A 16190-nucleotide genomic window follows, 5' to 3' on the forward strand; every position below is an offset into this window, starting at 1 on the left:
CGGCGACAGCATCTGGGACATGCTCGCCGCCGGCCGCCGTCGCGCCCTCGCCGGCCACGGCGCCGTCCTTCACCAGGACGCAGCCGACAGAGGGGTTGTCGCCGGTCTTGCCGACATTGGCCCGCGCCAGTTCGATCGCGCGGCGCATCCAGGTTTCGTCGTCGGTCATCCGCACAACATGTCCCGTCTCCCACAGGGCGAGAAGGTCCGTCGCCGTCGGTCAGCCAGCCCGCGGCAGCGGCTGGGCGCGAGCCGCGTCGAGATAGCGCGCGCTGACCGGCTTCAAGGCCCCGTCCAGCGCGATGAGCAGCGGATTTCCCGTCGGGATCTCCACGCCAACGATCTCCTCGCCCCCCAGGCCGAAGAGGAGCTTGACGATGGCGCGAAGGGAATTGCCGTGGGCGGCGACCAGGAGGGTCTCGCCGGCGGCGAGCCGGGGGGCGATCTCGGCCTCCCAGTAGGGGTGCACCCGGAAGAGGGTCGTCTCCAGGCTCTCCGTATCGGGCAGGACCGCGCCGGCGTAGCGGCGGTCCTTGGAGAAGTCGAACTCGCCGCCCGGCGGCAGCGGCGGCGGCGGCACGTCGTAGGAGCGCCGCCAGATCTTGACCTGGTCCGCGCCGTGCTTGGCCGCCGTCTCGGTCTTGTTGAGGCCGGTCAGGCCGCCGTAGTGGCGCTCGTTCAGGCGCCAGTCCTTGACCTCCGGCACGAAGGCCTGCCCGGCGGCGGCGAGCGCCAGCCAGGAGGTGCGGATCGCGCGGGTCAGCACCGAGGTATAGCAGCGGTCGATGGCGACGCCGGCGGCCGCGATCAGCTCCCCGCCCTTCCTCGCCTGGGCCTCGCCCTCGGCGGTCAGATCGACGTCGACCCAGCCGGTGAAGCGGTCCTCCAGATTCCACTGGCTCTGGCCGTGGCGCAGCAGGATCAGGGTGGGCAAGGCGCGGGCTCCGTGGGCGAAAAGCGAGGAGCGCCTTCTATCCGCTGACGGCCGTTGCGCCAACGCATTGGTCCGGCGCGGGCGAAGCGGTTATAGAACCCGGCATGCTCGACCGTCTCTACCTGCCCGTCCTGGCGCTGGCCGCCGTCGCCGCGGTGGCCTTCGCCAGCATCTGGCCGCAGGGCCTGGGCGACCGCTCGCCCGCACCCTTCGGCTCCGTGCCCGTGCAGCGCACGCCTGCGATGCAGGCGGCCATGCAGCGCGAGGCCCTGGCGGCGCAGCGGCGCACCAACCAGCAGCGCGCCGCGCTCCATGACATGCAGTCCCAGGCGCTCGCGCCCTCTCAATGACGGATCAGACGCAATGACCGGGTTCGACGCCGTCGCCGTCGGCCGCCGCGTGCTGGCGGCGGAGGCCTTGGCCCTGGGCCAGATGGGCGCCGAACTCGACGAGGCCTTCGCGAAGGCCGTCGAGACGCTGTTCGACGTCCAGACAGGCGAGACGGGCGGGCGCATCGTGCTGACCGGCATCGGCAAGTCCGGCCACGTGGCGCGCAAGATCGCCGCCACCCTGGCCTCGACCGGCTCGGTGGCCATGTTCGTGCACGCGACGGAGGCCAGCCATGGCGACCTGGGCATGATCGGCGCGGGCGACGTGATCCTGGCGCTCTCCAAGACCGGGGAGACCCGCGAGCTGGCGGACGTGATCGCCTATGCAGTGCGGTTTTCGATTCCCTTGATCGCCATCACCGCCGTCGCCGACAGCGCCCTCGGCCGCGCCGCTGACATCGTGCTGCTGATCCCCGATGCGCCGGAGGCCGCCGACGAGTTGAACGCGCCCACCACCTCGACCACCCTGCAAATTGCGCTCGGTGACGCGCTGGCGGTCGCCCTGCTGGAGCGGCGCGGGTTCAAGCCGCAGGATTTCCGGGTCTTCCATCCGGGCGGCAAGTTAGGCGCTATGCTGCGCACCGTTGGCGATCTGATGCATGGATCCGGCGAATTGCCACTGGTGGGCGCCGATACGCCGATGCAGGACGCCCTGCTGGTGATGACCGAGAAGCGCTGGGGGATCGTCGGCGTGACCGGCCCGGACGGCGCGTTGGCGGGCGCCATCACCGACGGTGACCTGCGCCGCCATATCGAGGGCCTGATGGGCCATACCGCCGGCCAGGTGATGACCTCGGGTCCGAAGAAGACCGTGCCGCCATCGATGCTGGCGTCCGAGGCCCTGGCGCTGATGAGCGATCCGGCGCCGGCCGTCACCGTGCTGTTCGTCGTCGAGGGCGGCAAGCCGGTCGGCATCCTGCATATCCACGACCTGTTGCGCGCCGGGGTGATGTAGAACCGAGCCCCAGGCGATACACATTCCTGAAGGACCTGCGCGGTATCCCACCCGCCGACCCTGCGACGCACAAGCCATTTCGGAGTTCCGATGCTGCCCGCTCCCCGCGCCGACCTCGTCTCCAACACCTACGATTTCGAGAACCTGCCACTGGTGAAAGCCACCGGCTTTCGCGAATACGATGCGCGCTGGCTGTTCGGGCCGGAGATCAACCTGCTGGGCATCCAGGCGCTGGGCCTGGGCCTCGGCACCTACATCCACGAGCTGGGCCAGAAGCGGATCGTGATCGGCCACGACTACCGGTCCTATTCGCTCAGCATCAAACAGGCCCTGACCATCGGCCTGGTGGCCGCCGGCTGCGAGGTCGTGGACATCGGCCTGGCCACCTCGCCCATGGCCTATTTCGCCCAGTTCGACCTGGACGCGCCGTGCGTGGCCATGGTCACCGCCAGCCACAATGAGAACGGCTGGACCGGCGTGAAGATGGGCGCCCAGCGCCCGCTCACGTTCGGCCCCGACGAGATGGGCCGGCTGAAGGAGATCGTGCTCTCCGGGACCTGGAAGCAGCGGCCGGGCGGCAGCCTGGCCCATGTGGATGGGGTGGCCGAGCGCTACATCGCCGACGCCGCCAGCCGCGCGAGCATCGACCGACCGCTGAAGGTGGTCTGCGCCTGCGGCAACGGCACGGCCGGCGCCTTCGCGCCCGAGGCCCTGCGCCGCATGGGCGTGGCCGTGGTGGTCGAGATGGACTGCCAGCTCGATTGGAATTTCCCGAAGTACAATCCGAACCCGGAAGACAGCGTCATGCTGCACGCCATGGCCGACGCGGTGCGCCAGTACGACGCCGACCTGGCGCTTGGCTTCGACGGCGACGGCGACCGCTGCGGCGTGGTGGACGATGAGGGCGAGGAGATCTTCGCCGACAAGATCGGCCTGATGCTGGCCCGCGACCTGTCGGGCCTGCACAAGAACGCGACCTTCGTCGTCGACGTGAAATCGACTGGCCTCTTCGCTACCGACGAGGTGCTGAAGGGCAATGGCGCCAAGACCGTCTACTGGAAGACCGGCCACTCCTACATCAAGCGCAAGACCGCCGAGCTGGGCGCGCTGGCGGGCTTTGAGAAGTCCGGCCACTTCTTCTTCAATCCGCCGATCGGACGCGGCTATGACGACGGAATCGTGGCCGCCGCGGCGATCCTGTCGATGCTCGACCGCAACCCGGGCAAGAAGCTCTCGGACCTGAAGAAGGCCCTGCCGGTCGCCTACACCTCCCTGACCATGAGCCCGCACGTCGCCGACGAGGTGAAGTACGGCCTGGTGGACGAGGTGGTCGCCGAATACACCGCGCTGCGCGACGCCGGCGGTACGATCCTCGGCCGCAAAATCGCCGACCTGATCACCGTCAACGGCGTGCGCGTGGCGCTCGAGGACGGGTCCTGGGTCCTGGTCCGCGCCTCGTCCAACAAGCCCGAGATCGTGGTCGTCGTGGAGTCGACCCAAAGCGAGGACGACATGCGCCGCCTGTTCCGCGAAGAGGTGAAGCCGCGCCTCGCCAAGCGCCCGCAGGTCGGCGCCTACAACCAAGAGATTTGAGCCGCGCCCATGGTGTCCGTGGGGTTTCTATTTGAAATCCCGCCGCCCGGACTCGATTTCGTGGAGCCTTAGTCGACCTCGAGCATTGTCGCGCCCAAGGGGCTGATCGTTGTGACGTGCGTATGCGCGCGCGCCCGTTTGAGGATGCCCGATGAGCCACGACCAATCCCAAAACGCTCAAGGCGACAGCGGCGACCATGGCAATGACAGCCAGGGCCCCAGCGACGACGCCCTTGGCATGAACGCCGGCCCGCAAGGCCTGGGTGTCGGCCTGTTGCTGGGCGGCCTCGACGACCGCGTCGAAGCAGACGCCGACCGGACGTTGCAGTTCACGATCGCCGGCGGGACCGTGACCGCGATCCAGGTGACTGATGGATCGCAGACCTTCAGTCCGCACATCCCCTCGGACGCGACCTTCACGGTCGGGACCGGGACCGTCACCGAGACCCTGGCGGGCGTGCATTCGACCACCACGATCGACTACGCGGCGGAAGCGTCCAATCCCGCCGTCTATCAGGTGGCCAGCGTCACCGAGGCCGTGAACTCGCCCACGACGCTGACCGGCGACGGCGGCGGCCGCGGGTTCGCCTTCACAGTCTCCGGCAATACGGTGACGGCCGAGCAGTTCACGACCAGCGAGGGCGGGCACAGCCACAGCGAGGCCGTGCCGATCCCGCCCGACGCGATGTTCACGGTCGGAACCGGCGTGATCACCGAGACCTTCGCCCAGGGCGACGGGCTGGAGACGCTGACCTTCGTCCAGCCCAGCGGCCAGACGCTCTACGCGCTCGCCTCCGACCAGACCACGTTCGTCCCGCTGGGCTCAGCGGCCACCGCCCTCGATGTCGAGCCTCAGGAGCGGGCCGCGTTCACCTTCAGCACCGGCGGTTCCGTCACGGCGGCCGAGCAGGTGAACGCCGACGGCACGACCAGCAGCATCGCGTTGGGCGGCCATGTGAGCTTCGCCCAGATCGGCTCCGGGCTGGTCGAGGAGACCACGAACCACGGCAGCCACACCTCGTTCGAAGTGTTCGCCACGGGGCCGGGCGGCGGCGGAATCTACACCGCCATCGCCCACGGCGAGGGTTCGGTGGACGTCGCCGGCCTGCAGACCCAGCTCGCCGAGCTTCCCTCCTGGGTCACCAACCTGATCTAGGCCGCGAACACGGCCCGCAGACGAAAACGGCCTCCCGTCCGAGGGACGGGAGGCCGATATCCGTTCGGATCGGGAGGGCGATCAGCCCTGGCCGATCTCCACCGGCACGAAGGTGTGCACGGCGCCGCGGGCGACGAACAGCAGCACCGACTTCTTGCCGGCCTTCTTGGCCTCGGCGACGGCGGCCTTGAGGTCGGTGGGCGAGTTGGTCGCCCGGTCGCCGGCCCGCAGGATCAGGTCGCCGCGGCGCAAACCCTTCTGGGCCGCGTCGGAGCTGTCATCGACGCCCGCGACGCGGACGCCTTTGCCCTGGGTGTCGGGCGCGACCTGCAGGCCGAGCGCGCCCAGCATGGGGCTTTCGTCAGCCGCTCCGCCACGTGGTGCGGTGCGGTCGTTGGAGGCTAGCGACTCCTCGGAGGGCCGCAGGCCCGAGCGCACAGTGATCTCGCGCACCTGGCCCTCGCGGCGCACCTGCAGGCGGATCGGCTCGCCGGCGCGGGCCAGACCCACAGCGCGGGTCAGATCCGAGGCCGTGGAAATCGGCGTTCCGTTGACCTGCAGCACCACGTCGCCGGGCTGGACGCCCGCCGCCGCCGCCGGGCCGCCCTCGGTGACTTCCGCCACCAGCGCGCCCTTGCCCTTCAGGCCCAGGCTGTCGGCGATCTCCGGCGTCACGTCCTGGACCGACGCGCCGATGAAGCCGCGGGTCACCTTGCCGGTGGAGATCAGCTGCCTGGAGACCGAGGCCACGACGTCGGCGGGGATATCGAAGCCGATGCCCACCGAGCCGCCGGACGGCGAATAGATGGCGGTGTTCACGCCCACCACCCGGCCGGACAGGTCGAAGGTCGGCCCGCCGGAGTTGCCGCGGTTGATCGGGGCGTCGATCTGCATGAAGTCGACGTAGTTGGAGCCGGAGACGTTCTTGCGGCCCAAGGCCGAGACGATGCCGGCCGTGGCCGAACCGCCCAGGTTGAAGGGGTTGCCCACGGCCACCACCCAGTCGCCAACCCGCGGCTTGCCGCGCTCCTCGAAGCTGACGAACGGCAGGTCGCGCGCGTCCACCTTGATCACCGCCAGGTCGGTGGCGGCGTCACGGCCAATTAGCCGCGCGGTGAAGGTGCGGTCGTCGGAGGTGTGGACGGTGATCTTGTCGGCGCCTTCGACCACATGGTTGTTGGTCACCAGGTAGCCGTCCGCGGAGATGAAGAAGCCGGAGCCGGCGCCATGCATCGGCTGGGCCCGCTGTTGCTGTTGCGGCATCTGCTGGAAGAAGCGCCGCAGCTCGGGTGGCAGGCCTTGCGGCGGACCGCCGTCGCCCTGGTCATCGCCGTCCAGACCGATCTGTCGCGGGCCGATCTTGCCCTCGACCTCAATGGACACCACCGTCGGCGCCACGCGCTGGATGATGTCGGCGAAGGACGCCGGCGCGGCCGCCGACGTGTTGGGGATCGGACGCGCATTCACCGCACCATCCGGACCGACGCCCGCGTGCACCGCGTAGCCGGCCGTGCCGGCGGCGCACAGGGCCGCGGCCGCGACCGCGTAGGTCGTGAGAGTCTTGCGAGTAGCCATGCCTTTGATCGAACCTTTCGTGCCCACACCCAACTTCAGGCCATTAGTCTCGCCGAACGATGGTTCAGATCGATGTCCGGTTCGGGTCAGGTCCAAGGCGCTATCGCGTCAGGTTTGCGGCGAAGATCCAAGTCGCAACGCGAATGGAACGCCGGCCCACGATATAATTCCGTTCTGTGCCGCGCCTCGGCTGGCGGAATTCACGCGGGCGTGCTGAAAGCACGCCGCACCCCCGGTTTGAGGAGTCCTGAATGCACGTGGCGATGATCGGGACGGGCTATGTGGGCCTCGTCAGCGGCGCCTGTTTCGCCGACTTCGGGCACTCGGTGACCTGCATCGACAAGGATGCGGGCAAGATCGAGCGCCTGCAGTCAGGCGGCATCCCGATCTACGAGCCGGGCCTGGACCTGCTGGTGGCCAGCAATGTGAAGGCTGGGCGGCTGTTCTTCTCGACCGACGCGACCGAGGCCGTGCGCAAAGCCGATGCGGTGTTCATCGGCGTCGGAACCCCGTCGCGGCGCGGCGACGGCTATGCGGACCTCTCCTACGTCTACGCCGCGGCCGAAGAGGTCGCGAACCTAGTCCAAGGCTTCACCGTGGTCGTCACCAAGTCCACTGTGCCGGTGGGCACCGGCGACGAGATCGAGGCGATCTTCAAGCGCGTGAACCCCGACGCCGACGTCGCTGTGGTCTCGAACCCCGAATTCCTGCGCGAGGGCGCGGCGATCGAGGATTTCAAGCACCCGGATCGCGTCGTCGTAGGCACGATGGACGAACGGGCCCAGGCGGTGATGCGCGAGCTCTACCGCCCGATCTATCTCAACGAGACGCCGATCCTGTTCACCAACCGACGCACCAGCGAACTGATCAAGTACGCCGCCAACGCCTTCCTGGCCCTGAAGATCACCTATATCAACGAGATGGCCGACCTCTGCGAGGCGGTGGGCGCCGACGTGCAGCAGGTGGCCCGCGGCATCGGCCTGGATGGGCGCATCGGCGGAAAATTCCTGAACGCCGGCCCCGGCTATGGCGGCTCCTGCTTCCCGAAGGACACGATCGCCCTGGTCCGCACGGCCCGCGACGCCGGCGCGCCGCTGGAGCTGGTCGAGACTACGGTGAAGGTCAACGACGAGCGCAAGCGCGCCATGGCCCGCAAGGTGGTCAAGGCGCTGGGCGGCCACGTGAAGGGCAAGACGGTCGGCGTGCTCGGGCTCACCTTCAAACCCAATACCGACGACATGCGCGACGCGCCGTCGCTGGCCATCATCCCGACGCTGCAGGACAAGGGCGCCAAGGTGCAGGCCTTCGATCCCGAGGGGCATGAGGCGCGCCAGATGCTCACCGGCGTCGACTTCAAGGACGATCCCTACGACGTGGCCGCGGGCGCCGACGTTCTGGTCATCATCACCGAGTGGGATCAGTTCCGGGCGCTCGACCTGGACCGCATCAAGCTCCTGATGAAGGCCCCGGTGATGGTCGATCTGCGCAACATCTATAAGCCCGCCGACATGCGCGCGCGGGGCTTCGCCTACAGCAGCGTGGGACGACCCGGCGCCTAAAACGGCCCGGGCGGAGGGCCTGGTCTGCCGCGGTCGCTAGGACCCGAGCGCCAGCACCTGCAACAGCGCCTGGCCGATCCAGACCGCGCCGGCCCAGAAGGCCATTCCGAGAAGGGCGACGAACGCCAGACAGGCCAAGGAGCTTAATCCCTTCGCCCGACGCCTCGACGCACCCCCGTAGGTGACGTGGTAGGCCATGTTTGCTCCCAAGCAGTCTTTTTACGCCGAGCCGGTCGAGCGGCTCGGACATTACGAGAATGTCACAATGCTTAGTGCTTGGGTAGGGTTGCCGTGCGTAAAGGTTAACGCCGGTCTGTCAGGCGGTGACGGCCGCCTTCTTCACCGCCCCGACGATCTCCTTCACCACCTGGGAGACCAGCTTCTCGTCGTCACCCTCGGCCATGACTCGGATCAGCGGCTCGGTGCCTGAGGCCCGGACCAGGATGCGGCCGCACCCGTTTAGCCGCTGTTCGGCGTTGGCCATCACGGCGATGACCTCTTCGTTCTCCAGCGGCTTGCCGGAGGCGAAGCGGACGTTCTCCAGCTTTTGCGGCACGGGCTCGAACTGACGGGCCAGTGCGCTCATCGGCTTGTCGCTCTCCTTCAGGACGGCCAGCACCTGCAGGGCCGCCAGCAGGCCGTCGCCGGTGGTGGAGAAGTCGGAGAGGATGATGTGGCCGGACTGCTCGCCGCCCAGGTTGAACCCGCCCTCGCGCATGCGCGCCATCACCGCGCGGTCGCCCACCGGGGTGCGCTCCAGCGTCAGCTTTCGGGCTTTCAGGAACCGTTCGAGGCCGAGGTTCGACATCACCGTCGCCACCACGCCGCCGCCGCGCAGCTTGTCGCGCTGCGCCCAGTCGGCGGCCATCAGGGCCATAATCTGATCGCCGTCGACGATCAGGCCCTTCTCGTCGCAGATCACCAGCCGGTCGGCGTCGCCGTCCAGCGCGATGCCGATGTCGGCCCGGTAGTCCTTGACCAGCTTCTGCATGGCCGCCGGGGAGGTGGAGCCGACCTCTTCGTTGATGTTGAAGCCGTTGGGGCTGACCCCCACTGGGATGACCTCGGCGCCCAGCTCGTAGAGCGCCTCGGGGGCGACCTTGTAGGCGGCGCCGTTGGCGCAATCGATGACGATGCGCATGCCCGACAGGCTCAGCCGGCGCGGGAAGGTCGCCTTGGCGATCTCCACATAGCGCGCCTGGCTGTCGTCGATCCGCTGCACGCGACCCAGGCCCATAGGCTGGGCGAGGTTCTCCTGCAGGCCCTGGTCCATCAGAGCCTCGATCTCCAGCTCCTGGCCGTCGGAGAGCTTGTAGCCGTCGGGGCCGAACAGCTTGATGCCGTTGTCGGAGAAGGCGTTGTGCGAGGCCGAGATCATCACGCCCAGGTCGGCGCGCAGCGAGCGCGTCATCATGGCCACGCCTGGCGTCGGCAACGGCCCGAACAAACGCACGTCCATGCCCACCGAGGTGAAACCCGCCACCAGAGCCGGCTCGATCATGTAGCCCGACAGGCGGGTGTCCTTGCCGATCACCACCAGATGGCGGCGGTCATCCTTGGACATGAACAGCTTGCCTGCCGCCATGCCGACGCGCAGAGCCACCTCCGCGGTCATGGGGAAGCGGTTGGCTTCGCCGCGAATGCCATCAGTGCCGAAGTAGGCGCGTTTGCTCATCGGGTGCTCTCGAAACGATCCGAAACCCAGATTTAGTCGACGTGGTTGCGGCGGATGATAAAGCCGCTTCGCTGCGGCTCAACCCGTGACGCAGTACCACATAAGGACGTCTTACCCCATGTGCGGCATCATCGGCATCGTTGGGCGAAGCTCCGTACAGGAACGTCTGATCGACAGCCTGAAGCGTCTTGAATACCGCGGCTACGATTCGGCCGGCGTCGCAGGCGTGGTGGACGGACATGTCCAGCGCCGCCGAGCGGCGGGCAAGATCAAGGCGCTGGAAGAGGTGCTGGCCGCCGACCCGCTGAACGCCACCGTCGGCATCGGCCACACCCGCTGGGCGACCCATGGTGGGCCTTCGACCCGTAACGCCCACCCGCACACCCAGGGTCGTGTGACCCTGGTGCACAACGGCATCATCGAGAACTACGCCGAGCTGCGCGAGATGCTGAAGGCGGATGGCCGCACGTTCGACAGCGAGACCGACACCGAAGTGATCGCCGCCCTGATCGATTCGGAGCTGGCGTCGGGCAAGGAGCCGGTAGCTGCGCTGAAGGCCGCCCTCGACCAGCTTAGCGGCGCCTACGCGATCGGGGTGCTGATCGACGGCGAGGATGAGCTCGTGATGGGCGCCCGCAAGGGCAGCCCCCTGGTGGTCGGCTATGGCGAAGGGGAGATGTTCATCGGCTCCGACGCCCTGGCGGTCGGGCCCTTCACCAACAAGATCGCCTACCTCGAGGAAGGCGACTACGTGGCCATCGACCACGGCAAGGCCCGCATCTTCGATGCCCTGGGCCACGCCGTGGAGCGCGAGGTTCGCACCGTCGCCGCCTCCGCCGCCCTCGTGGAAAAGGGCAACTACCGCCACTTCATGGAAAAGGAGATCCACGACCAGCCGGAGGGGTGCCAGCGCACGATCGCGGCCTATGTGGACACCCTGGCTGACCGCGCGGCCATGCCCGGGGGCGTCGACTTCGCCGCGCTGGAGCGTATCCAGGTGGTCGCCTGCGGCACGTCCTATATCGCCGGTCTGCTGGGCAAATATCTGATCGAGCAGCTGGCCGACCTGCCGGTGGACGTCGAGATCGCCTCGGAATTCCGTTACCGCGAGCCGGCGCTGAAGCCCGGCACCCTGGCCATCGGCATGTCACAGTCCGGCGAGACCGCCGACACCCTGGCCGCGCTGCGCCTCTGCCAGGCCAAGGGCATGCAGACCGCCGCCGTGGTCAACGCCCAGGAATCCACCATGGCCCGCGAGGTCGATGTAGTCTGGCCGATCCATTGCGGGCCGGAGATCGGGGTCGCCTCCACCAAGGCCTTCACCGCGCAGATCAGCGTGCTGACGGCCCTGGCGGTCGCCGCCGCCCGCGCGCGGGGCCGGATCGATGTGGCGGAAGAACAGCGCCTGGTGCGCGTGCTGTTGGGCGCGCCGCGGCTGATCGCCGAGTCGATCAACCTGGAAGACGCCGTGAAGGCCGTGGCGGTGGAGATCGCCAAGGCGCGCGACGTGCTCTTCCTGGGACGCGGGCCGATGTACCCTCTGGCCCTGGAGGGGGCATTAAAGCTAAAGGAAATCAGTTATATACATGCCGAAGGCTACGCCGCCGGCGAGCTGAAGCACGGCCCCATCGCTCTGGTCGACGAAAAGACCCCGATCGTCATCCTGGCGCCCTTCGACAGCTATTTCGAGAAGTCGGCCTCGAACATGAGCGAGGTCATGGCCCGCGGCGGCCAGGTGGTGTTCATCACCGATCCGGAGGGCCAGAAACACGCCCCGGCCGGCGCGCGGGTGGTGGTCACCGCGCCTAAGAGCGATCCCCTGATCGCGCCGCTGGTGATGGCCGCGCCGATCCAGCTGCTGGCCTACTACGTCGCCGTCCAGAAGGGCGCCGACGTGGACCAGCCCCGGAACCTGGCGAAGTCGGTCACCGTCGAATAGGGCCCAAACGACAACGGCCGCCCCGGTTAGGGGGCGGCCGCGCCTAGTCCAGACCCAGAGGGTCTTAAGACTTACTTCTTGGTCGTGGTCGTGGTCGACGACATCGAGCCCGTGGCAGGCGCGGCCGGAGCGGCAGCGGCGTCGGCGGCCGGAGCGGCCGGAGCGGCAGCGGCCGGAGCGGTCGCGGAAGCGTCAGCGGCCGGCGGGGTCGCCGCGGCCGGAGCCGCCGCCGAATCCGTGGCGGTCGTGGTCGTCGTGGTGGCGGCGTCGTCGGCCTTTTTCTGGCAAGCGGAGAGGCTCAGGGCCAGACCAGCGGCGACGGCGACGGAGGTGATGATACGCATATTCATGGAAAGGCTCCCCTGGAGGACTATGGAGGGACGATCCCCCGACTAACGTCACGACTCTTACACGGCTTCGTGAGTTCCCGAAATCGTGATCGTGCGTCCAACGCGATTTTTCGTCGCAGCCGCGGTGGATTTCAAGGCCCTACTCCTCTAGCACCGAAGGCGGCGTCGCCGAACTTGTCGATCGTAAGAGGGTCCTGGATGAGCAAGCGGGTTCGCAAGGCTGTTTTGCCGGTGGCGGGGCTGGGCACGCGGGTGCTGCCGGGCGCCAAGACCACGCCAAAAAACCTGCTGAACGTCGTCGACCGGCCGATCCTGTCCTATGTGGTCGAGGAGGCCCGCGCCGCGGGCATCGAGCATTTCGTGTTCATTGTCGGCCGCGGCCAGGGGGCGATCGAAGACTATTTCGACGCCATGCCGGAGGTCGAGAACGCCCTGGAAGCCAAAGGCAAACTCGACATCCTCGCCGACGTCCGCCGCGATTTAGGGACGCCCGGCGAGATGAGCTTCATCCGCCAGATGGCGCCCCTCGGTCTGGGCCACGCGGTCTGGTGCGCCCGCGAGGTGATCGGCGACGAGCCCTTCGCGGTGATGCTGCCCGACATGCTGATGGCCGCCGACCGCGCTGCGCTGGCCCAGGCGGTCGACGCCTACGACAAGGTCGGCGGCAACATCGTGGTCGTGGAGCCGGCGCCCGAGGGCGAGACCAACAAGTATGGCATCGTCGCGCTCGATGCGCAGGACGGGCGGCTGAACCGCATGACCGGCATGGTCGAAAAGCCGCCGCTGGGAACCGAGCCCTCGAACCTGTTCATCTCGGGCCGCTACATCCTGCAGCCGGAGATCTTCAACATCCTGGAGACCCAGCCGCGCGGCGCCGGCGGCGAGATCCAGCTGACGGATGGAATGGCAAGTCTCATGAAGACCCAAGATTTCCACGCTCTGGAATACGAGGGGACGACCTACGACTGCGGCGACAAGATCGGCCTCCTGCGCGCCAACGTCGCCTTCGCCCTACGCCGCCCCGACCTGGCCGACGAGGCGCGGGCGGCGATCAAGGCGCTGCTGTAACCGGCGTCACCGGACTGTCGCACGGGCGGCCTAGCCCGGAGGAACCGGATTTCATCCAGATTCGGTTTGGCGAACGCCGCGTTCGCGCGTTAGCGCAGTTGCGGGGGACATCGAACGGAGCGGGGAATGCGCGTTCTGATCCTCGGCGGCGACGGGTTCTGCGGCTGGCCCACCTCGCTACACCTGTCCGCCCGCGGCCATGAGGTGGCCATCGTCGACAACGGCGCGCGCCGCCGCATCGACGAGGAGCTGGGCGCCGGCTCGCTCACCCCCATCGAGCCCCTGGAGACCCGGCTCGCCGCCTGGCGCGAGGTTTCCGGCCGCAGCATCGCCGCCCACGACCTGACGGTCGGGCGCGACTTCGAGGCCCTGGTGGGCCTGCTCAGGAGCTTTCGCCCGGACGCCGTGGTCCACTTCGCCGAACAGCGGGCCGCGCCCTATTCGATGAAGTCGGCGGCGCACAAGCGCTACACCGTCGCCGGCAATGTCGGCGCGACCCATGACATCCTGGCGGCCATCGTCGAGAGCGGGCTCGACATCCACCTCGCCCACCTCGGCACCATGGGGGTCTACGGCTACGGCACGGCCGGCGTGGCGATCCCCGAGGGCTATCTGACGGTCAAGGTCGAGACCGGCGACGGCTGGGCCGAGCGCGAGATCCTTTATCCGGCCAGCCCCGGCTCGATCTACCACCTGACCAAGACCCAGGATGCGCTGGCCTTCCAGTTCTACGCGAAGAACGACGGCATGCGGATCACCGACCTGCACCAGGGCATCGTCTGGGGCGCCCAGACGGCAGAGACCCGGCTGGACCCTCGCCTGATCAACCGCTTCGACTACGACGGCGACTATGGCACCGTACTCAACCGGTTCCTGATGCAGGCGGCCGTGGGCTACCCGCTGACCGTCCACGGCTCCGGCGGCCAGACGCGGGCCTTCATCAACATCCAGGACACCGTGCGCTGCGTGGAACTGGCGCTGCAGCACCCGCCGTCGCGCGGCGATCGGGTCAAGGTGATGAACCAGATGACCGAGTGCTGGCGGGTCCGCGATCTGGCTGAAATGGTCGCCGCCCTGACCGGCGCCGAAGTCGCGCACCTGCCCAATCCACGCCAGGAGGCTGAGGAGAACGAGCTGCTGGTCGAGAACCGCCGGCTCCTGGGGCTGGGCCTGGAGCCGATCACCCTGCAGGATGGGCTGATGCTGGATATCGCCGAGATCGCCCGCCGCTACGCCCACCGCGCGGACCTGTCGAAGATCCCCTGCGTCTCCTGCTGGAACGCCGAGCGGGCCCAGGCGGCCCAAGACGCCGCGCAGGACACCGGCGCGTTGCAGGCGGCGGAATAGCGGTTGCGGCTGTTCGTCTTCGGCTATGGCTTCTCGGCCCGAGCCCTGGCCCGGCGTCTACAGCCTCAGGGCTGGAGCGTATCGGCGACGATCCGCCATCCGGCCGATCGCGCGAAGCTGGACGTCGAAGGCGTCACGCCTATCCCCGCCGGGAACAAACGCGCCCTCGCGCTCGCCCTGCGCGATGTCCAGGCCGTGCTGGTCACCTCGCCGCCGGATGCGCAGGGCTGCCCGGGTCTGCAGGCCTTGGTCCCCGCCCTCGCCACGGCGAACGCCTTTCCGGACTGGATCGGCTACCTCTCCACCACCGGGGTCTACGGCGACCGCCACGGCGGCTGGGTGACGGAAACCAGCCGGCTGGCCGCACAATCGGTGGAGGGCGCGCGCCGGGTGAGCGCGGAACGCGACTGGCTGGAGATCGGCCGCGGCATGGGCCTCACTGTGCAGGTGTTTCGCCTGCCCGGCATCTACGGCCCCGGCCGCTCGGGCCTGGACCGCCTGCGGGCCGGGCAGGCGCGGCGGATCGTGAGCCCCGGCCAGGTCTTCTCGCGGGTCCACGTGGATGACCTCGCCGCCGGCCTTGAGGCCTCGATCGCGCGGCCGCGCGCGGGCGGCGTCTACAATCTCTGCGACGACGAGCCCTGCCCCAACAGCGCGGTGATCGCCTATGCGGCGCGGCTCCTGGGCCTGCCGATCCCGCCGGAAGTCCCGCTCGCCGAGGCCGGACTGTCGCCAGCGGCGCTGCGTTTCTACGCCGAGAGCAAGCGCGTCTCGAACGCCCGGGCCAAGGCCGAGCTCGGCTGGCGTCCGGCCTATCCGACCTATCGCGAGGGGCTGGCGGCGATATTGGCGGCGGAGCGCGGCTAGAATTCCTCCACCGCCGCGATCAGGCGGGCGATGTCCTGGGGCCGTGACAGCCGGTGGTCGCCGTCCTTGATCAGGGTGAAGGTGACGTCCTGGCCGCTCAGCGCATTGGCCAGTTCGAGCGCGTGGCGCCACGGCACATCCGGGTCGGCGCCGCCCTGCAGGATGCGCACGGGAACCTCGATCGGCACAGGCTCGGAGCCGAGGATCGACCAGCGCGCCCCGTCCTCCAGCAGGGCCCGGGTGATCGGATAGGGATCGCCGTACTCGGACGGCCGCAGCCAGACCCCGTCAGCGGCCAGGGCCGCGCGGCCCTCCGGCGGAATTTCAGGAGCCATCAGCTTCTCGGTGAAGTCGGGCGCCGGCGCGATCAGCACCATCGCGGCGACCCGCCCGCGCTGCGCCATGGCGGCCAGGCAGGCGATCCAGCCGCCCATGGACGAGCCCACCAGGATCGCAGGGCCGTCGACCAACGCATCCAGCACCGCCAGCGCGTCCTCGCGCCAGCGGGTGATCGTCCCCTTGGCCTGGAAATCTCCACTGGATTGGCCGTGGCCGAGGTAGTCGAACCGCAGGTAAGCGCGACCTTTCGCCTGCGCCCATTCGGCCAAAGCCTCGGCCTTGGTCCCGGTCATGTCGGAGCGGAATCCGCCCAGCCAGACGACTGTCGGGCCGACGCCATCGACCGCGCGCCAAGCCAGGCGTTCGCCGTCGGGGCGGTCGAGGGTACCGGCGCGTTCACTCATCCGTCGACAGATAGCGCGCGGCGGCCTTTACGCCACCTCG

15 protein-coding genes and 1 pseudogene are annotated in these 16190 nt (G+C 68.6%); 9 read left to right on the forward strand and 7 right to left on the reverse strand.

Annotated features, from left to right (window positions below; all coding sequences use genetic code 11):
* Positions 1 to 169: pseudogene (locus VHS75_RS16900) on the reverse strand (hypothetical protein); the annotation flags it as partial.
* Positions 170 to 220: 51 nt separating this feature from the next.
* On the reverse strand, positions 221 to 934 hold the full coding sequence (locus VHS75_RS16905) for a 2,3-diphosphoglycerate-dependent phosphoglycerate mutase (RefSeq protein WP_329639784.1): 714 nt from the start codon (positions 932 to 934) through the stop codon (positions 221 to 223).
* A 104-nt stretch (positions 935 to 1038) separates the two neighbouring features.
* Between VHS75_RS16905 and VHS75_RS16910 the strand changes: the two genes are divergently transcribed.
* From VHS75_RS16910 to VHS75_RS16925, 4 genes are all read left to right on the forward strand, one after another.
* Positions 1039 to 1284, forward strand: coding sequence for a hypothetical protein (locus tag VHS75_RS16910; protein WP_329639785.1), 246 nt, complete (start codon positions 1039 to 1041; stop codon positions 1282 to 1284).
* A 13-nt stretch (positions 1285 to 1297) separates the two neighbouring features.
* Positions 1298 to 2278 (forward strand): KpsF/GutQ family sugar-phosphate isomerase, encoded by a 981-nt coding sequence (locus VHS75_RS16915; RefSeq protein WP_329639786.1) that lies wholly within the window; start codon positions 1298 to 1300, stop codon positions 2276 to 2278.
* A 90-nt stretch (positions 2279 to 2368) separates the two neighbouring features.
* Positions 2369 to 3871 carry a phosphomannomutase/phosphoglucomutase gene (locus tag VHS75_RS16920; protein WP_329639787.1) on the forward strand — a complete coding sequence of 501 codons (1503 nt, stop codon included), beginning with the start codon at positions 2369 to 2371 and terminating at the stop codon, positions 3869 to 3871.
* A 151-nt stretch (positions 3872 to 4022) separates the two neighbouring features.
* Positions 4023 to 5027, forward strand: coding sequence for a hypothetical protein (locus VHS75_RS16925; RefSeq protein ID WP_329639788.1), 1005 nt, complete (start codon positions 4023 to 4025; stop codon positions 5025 to 5027).
* Positions 5028 to 5108: 81 nt separating this feature from the next.
* On the opposite strand, the gene VHS75_RS16930 is transcribed toward VHS75_RS16925, so the two are convergent.
* Entirely contained in the window at positions 5109 to 6602 is a 1494-nt protein-coding gene (locus tag VHS75_RS16930) for a Do family serine endopeptidase (protein ID WP_329639789.1), read from the reverse strand.
* Between the two features lie 251 nt (positions 6603 to 6853).
* On the opposite strand from VHS75_RS16930, the gene VHS75_RS16935 reads away from it, so the two are divergent.
* Positions 6854 to 8161, forward strand: a complete 1308-nt coding sequence (locus tag VHS75_RS16935; RefSeq protein ID WP_329639790.1) for a UDP-glucose/GDP-mannose dehydrogenase family protein — start codon at positions 6854 to 6856, stop codon at positions 8159 to 8161.
* Positions 8162 to 8197: 36 nt separating this feature from the next.
* Here the strand turns inward: VHS75_RS16935 and VHS75_RS16940 are convergent, their stop codons facing one another.
* Positions 8198 to 8359, reverse strand: coding sequence for a hypothetical protein (locus VHS75_RS16940; RefSeq protein WP_329639791.1), 162 nt, complete (start codon positions 8357 to 8359; stop codon positions 8198 to 8200).
* A gap of 118 nt (positions 8360 to 8477) precedes the next feature.
* The gene (gene glmM / locus VHS75_RS16945) at positions 8478 to 9836 is read right to left on the reverse strand and encodes a phosphoglucosamine mutase (RefSeq protein WP_329639792.1); all 1359 of its coding nucleotides are present in this window, start codon (positions 9834 to 9836) and stop codon (positions 8478 to 8480) included.
* A 118-nt stretch (positions 9837 to 9954) separates the two neighbouring features.
* Here glmM and glmS point away from each other — a divergent pair, with 118 nt between their 5' ends.
* A complete protein-coding gene (glmS, locus tag VHS75_RS16950) occupies positions 9955 to 11775 on the forward strand; it encodes a glutamine--fructose-6-phosphate transaminase (isomerizing) (protein ID WP_329639793.1) in 1821 nt (606 codons plus the stop codon).
* 71 nt (positions 11776 to 11846) lie between these two features.
* Here the strand turns inward: glmS and VHS75_RS16955 are convergent, their stop codons facing one another.
* Positions 11847 to 12125, reverse strand: coding sequence for a hypothetical protein (locus tag VHS75_RS16955; protein WP_329639794.1), 279 nt, complete (start codon positions 12123 to 12125; stop codon positions 11847 to 11849).
* A gap of 198 nt (positions 12126 to 12323) precedes the next feature.
* On the opposite strand from VHS75_RS16955, the gene VHS75_RS16960 reads away from it, so the two are divergent.
* The 3 genes from VHS75_RS16960 to VHS75_RS16970 all read left to right on the forward strand — a co-directional run bounded on the left by VHS75_RS16960 (position 12324) and on the right by VHS75_RS16970 (position 15407).
* On the forward strand, positions 12324 to 13193 hold the full coding sequence (locus VHS75_RS16960) for a UTP--glucose-1-phosphate uridylyltransferase (RefSeq protein WP_329639795.1): 870 nt from the start codon (positions 12324 to 12326) through the stop codon (positions 13191 to 13193).
* A 126-nt stretch (positions 13194 to 13319) separates the two neighbouring features.
* Positions 13320 to 14540: an NAD-dependent epimerase/dehydratase family protein gene (locus VHS75_RS16965; protein ID WP_329639796.1), complete on the forward strand. Its 1221-nt coding sequence runs from the start codon at positions 13320 to 13322 to the stop codon at positions 14538 to 14540.
* Positions 14541 to 14543: 3 nt separating this feature from the next.
* A complete protein-coding gene (locus VHS75_RS16970) occupies positions 14544 to 15407 on the forward strand; it encodes an SDR family oxidoreductase (protein WP_329639797.1) in 864 nt (287 codons plus the stop codon).
* On the opposite strand, the gene VHS75_RS16975 is transcribed toward VHS75_RS16970, so the two are convergent.
* A complete protein-coding gene (locus tag VHS75_RS16975) occupies positions 15404 to 16150 on the reverse strand; it encodes an alpha/beta hydrolase (RefSeq protein WP_329639798.1) in 747 nt (248 codons plus the stop codon). The two genes, VHS75_RS16970 and VHS75_RS16975, sit on opposite strands and share 4 nt — an antisense overlap.
* Between the last annotated feature and the right edge of the window lie 40 nt (positions 16151 to 16190).

The sequence above is a fragment of the Phenylobacterium sp. genome, from assembly GCF_036264965.1.
GTDB lineage: Bacteria > Pseudomonadota > Alphaproteobacteria > Caulobacterales > Caulobacteraceae > Phenylobacterium.

Bases quoted from the DNA above. Each gene is read 5' to 3' on its own strand.
- VHS75_RS16910 (WP_329639785.1), top strand. From the start codon at position 1,039: ATGCTCGACCGTCTCTACCTGCCCGTCCTGGCGCTGGCCGCCGTCGCC.
- VHS75_RS16915 (WP_329639786.1), top strand. From the start codon at position 1,298: ATGACCGGGTTCGACGCCGTCGCCGTCGGCCGCCGCGTGCTGGCGGCG.
- VHS75_RS16920 (WP_329639787.1), top strand. From the start codon at position 2,369: ATGCTGCCCGCTCCCCGCGCCGACCTCGTCTCCAACACCTACGATTTC.
- VHS75_RS16925 (WP_329639788.1), top strand. From the start codon at position 4,023: ATGAGCCACGACCAATCCCAAAACGCTCAAGGCGACAGCGGCGACCAT.
- VHS75_RS16930 (WP_329639789.1), bottom strand. From the start codon at position 6,602: ATGGCTACTCGCAAGACTCTCACGACCTACGCGGTCGCGGCCGCGGCC.
- VHS75_RS16935 (WP_329639790.1), top strand. From the start codon at position 6,854: ATGCACGTGGCGATGATCGGGACGGGCTATGTGGGCCTCGTCAGCGGC.
- VHS75_RS16940 (WP_329639791.1), bottom strand. From the start codon at position 8,359: ATGGCCTACCACGTCACCTACGGGGGTGCGTCGAGGCGTCGGGCGAAG.
- glmM (WP_329639792.1), bottom strand. From the start codon at position 9,836: ATGAGCAAACGCGCCTACTTCGGCACTGATGGCATTCGCGGCGAAGCC.
- glmS (WP_329639793.1), top strand. From the start codon at position 9,955: ATGTGCGGCATCATCGGCATCGTTGGGCGAAGCTCCGTACAGGAACGT.
- VHS75_RS16955 (WP_329639794.1), bottom strand. From the start codon at position 12,125: ATGAATATGCGTATCATCACCTCCGTCGCCGTCGCCGCTGGTCTGGCC.
- VHS75_RS16960 (WP_329639795.1), top strand. From the start codon at position 12,324: ATGAGCAAGCGGGTTCGCAAGGCTGTTTTGCCGGTGGCGGGGCTGGGC.
- VHS75_RS16965 (WP_329639796.1), top strand. From the start codon at position 13,320: ATGCGCGTTCTGATCCTCGGCGGCGACGGGTTCTGCGGCTGGCCCACC.
- VHS75_RS16975 (WP_329639798.1), bottom strand. From the start codon at position 16,150: ATGAGTGAACGCGCCGGTACCCTCGACCGCCCCGACGGCGAACGCCTG.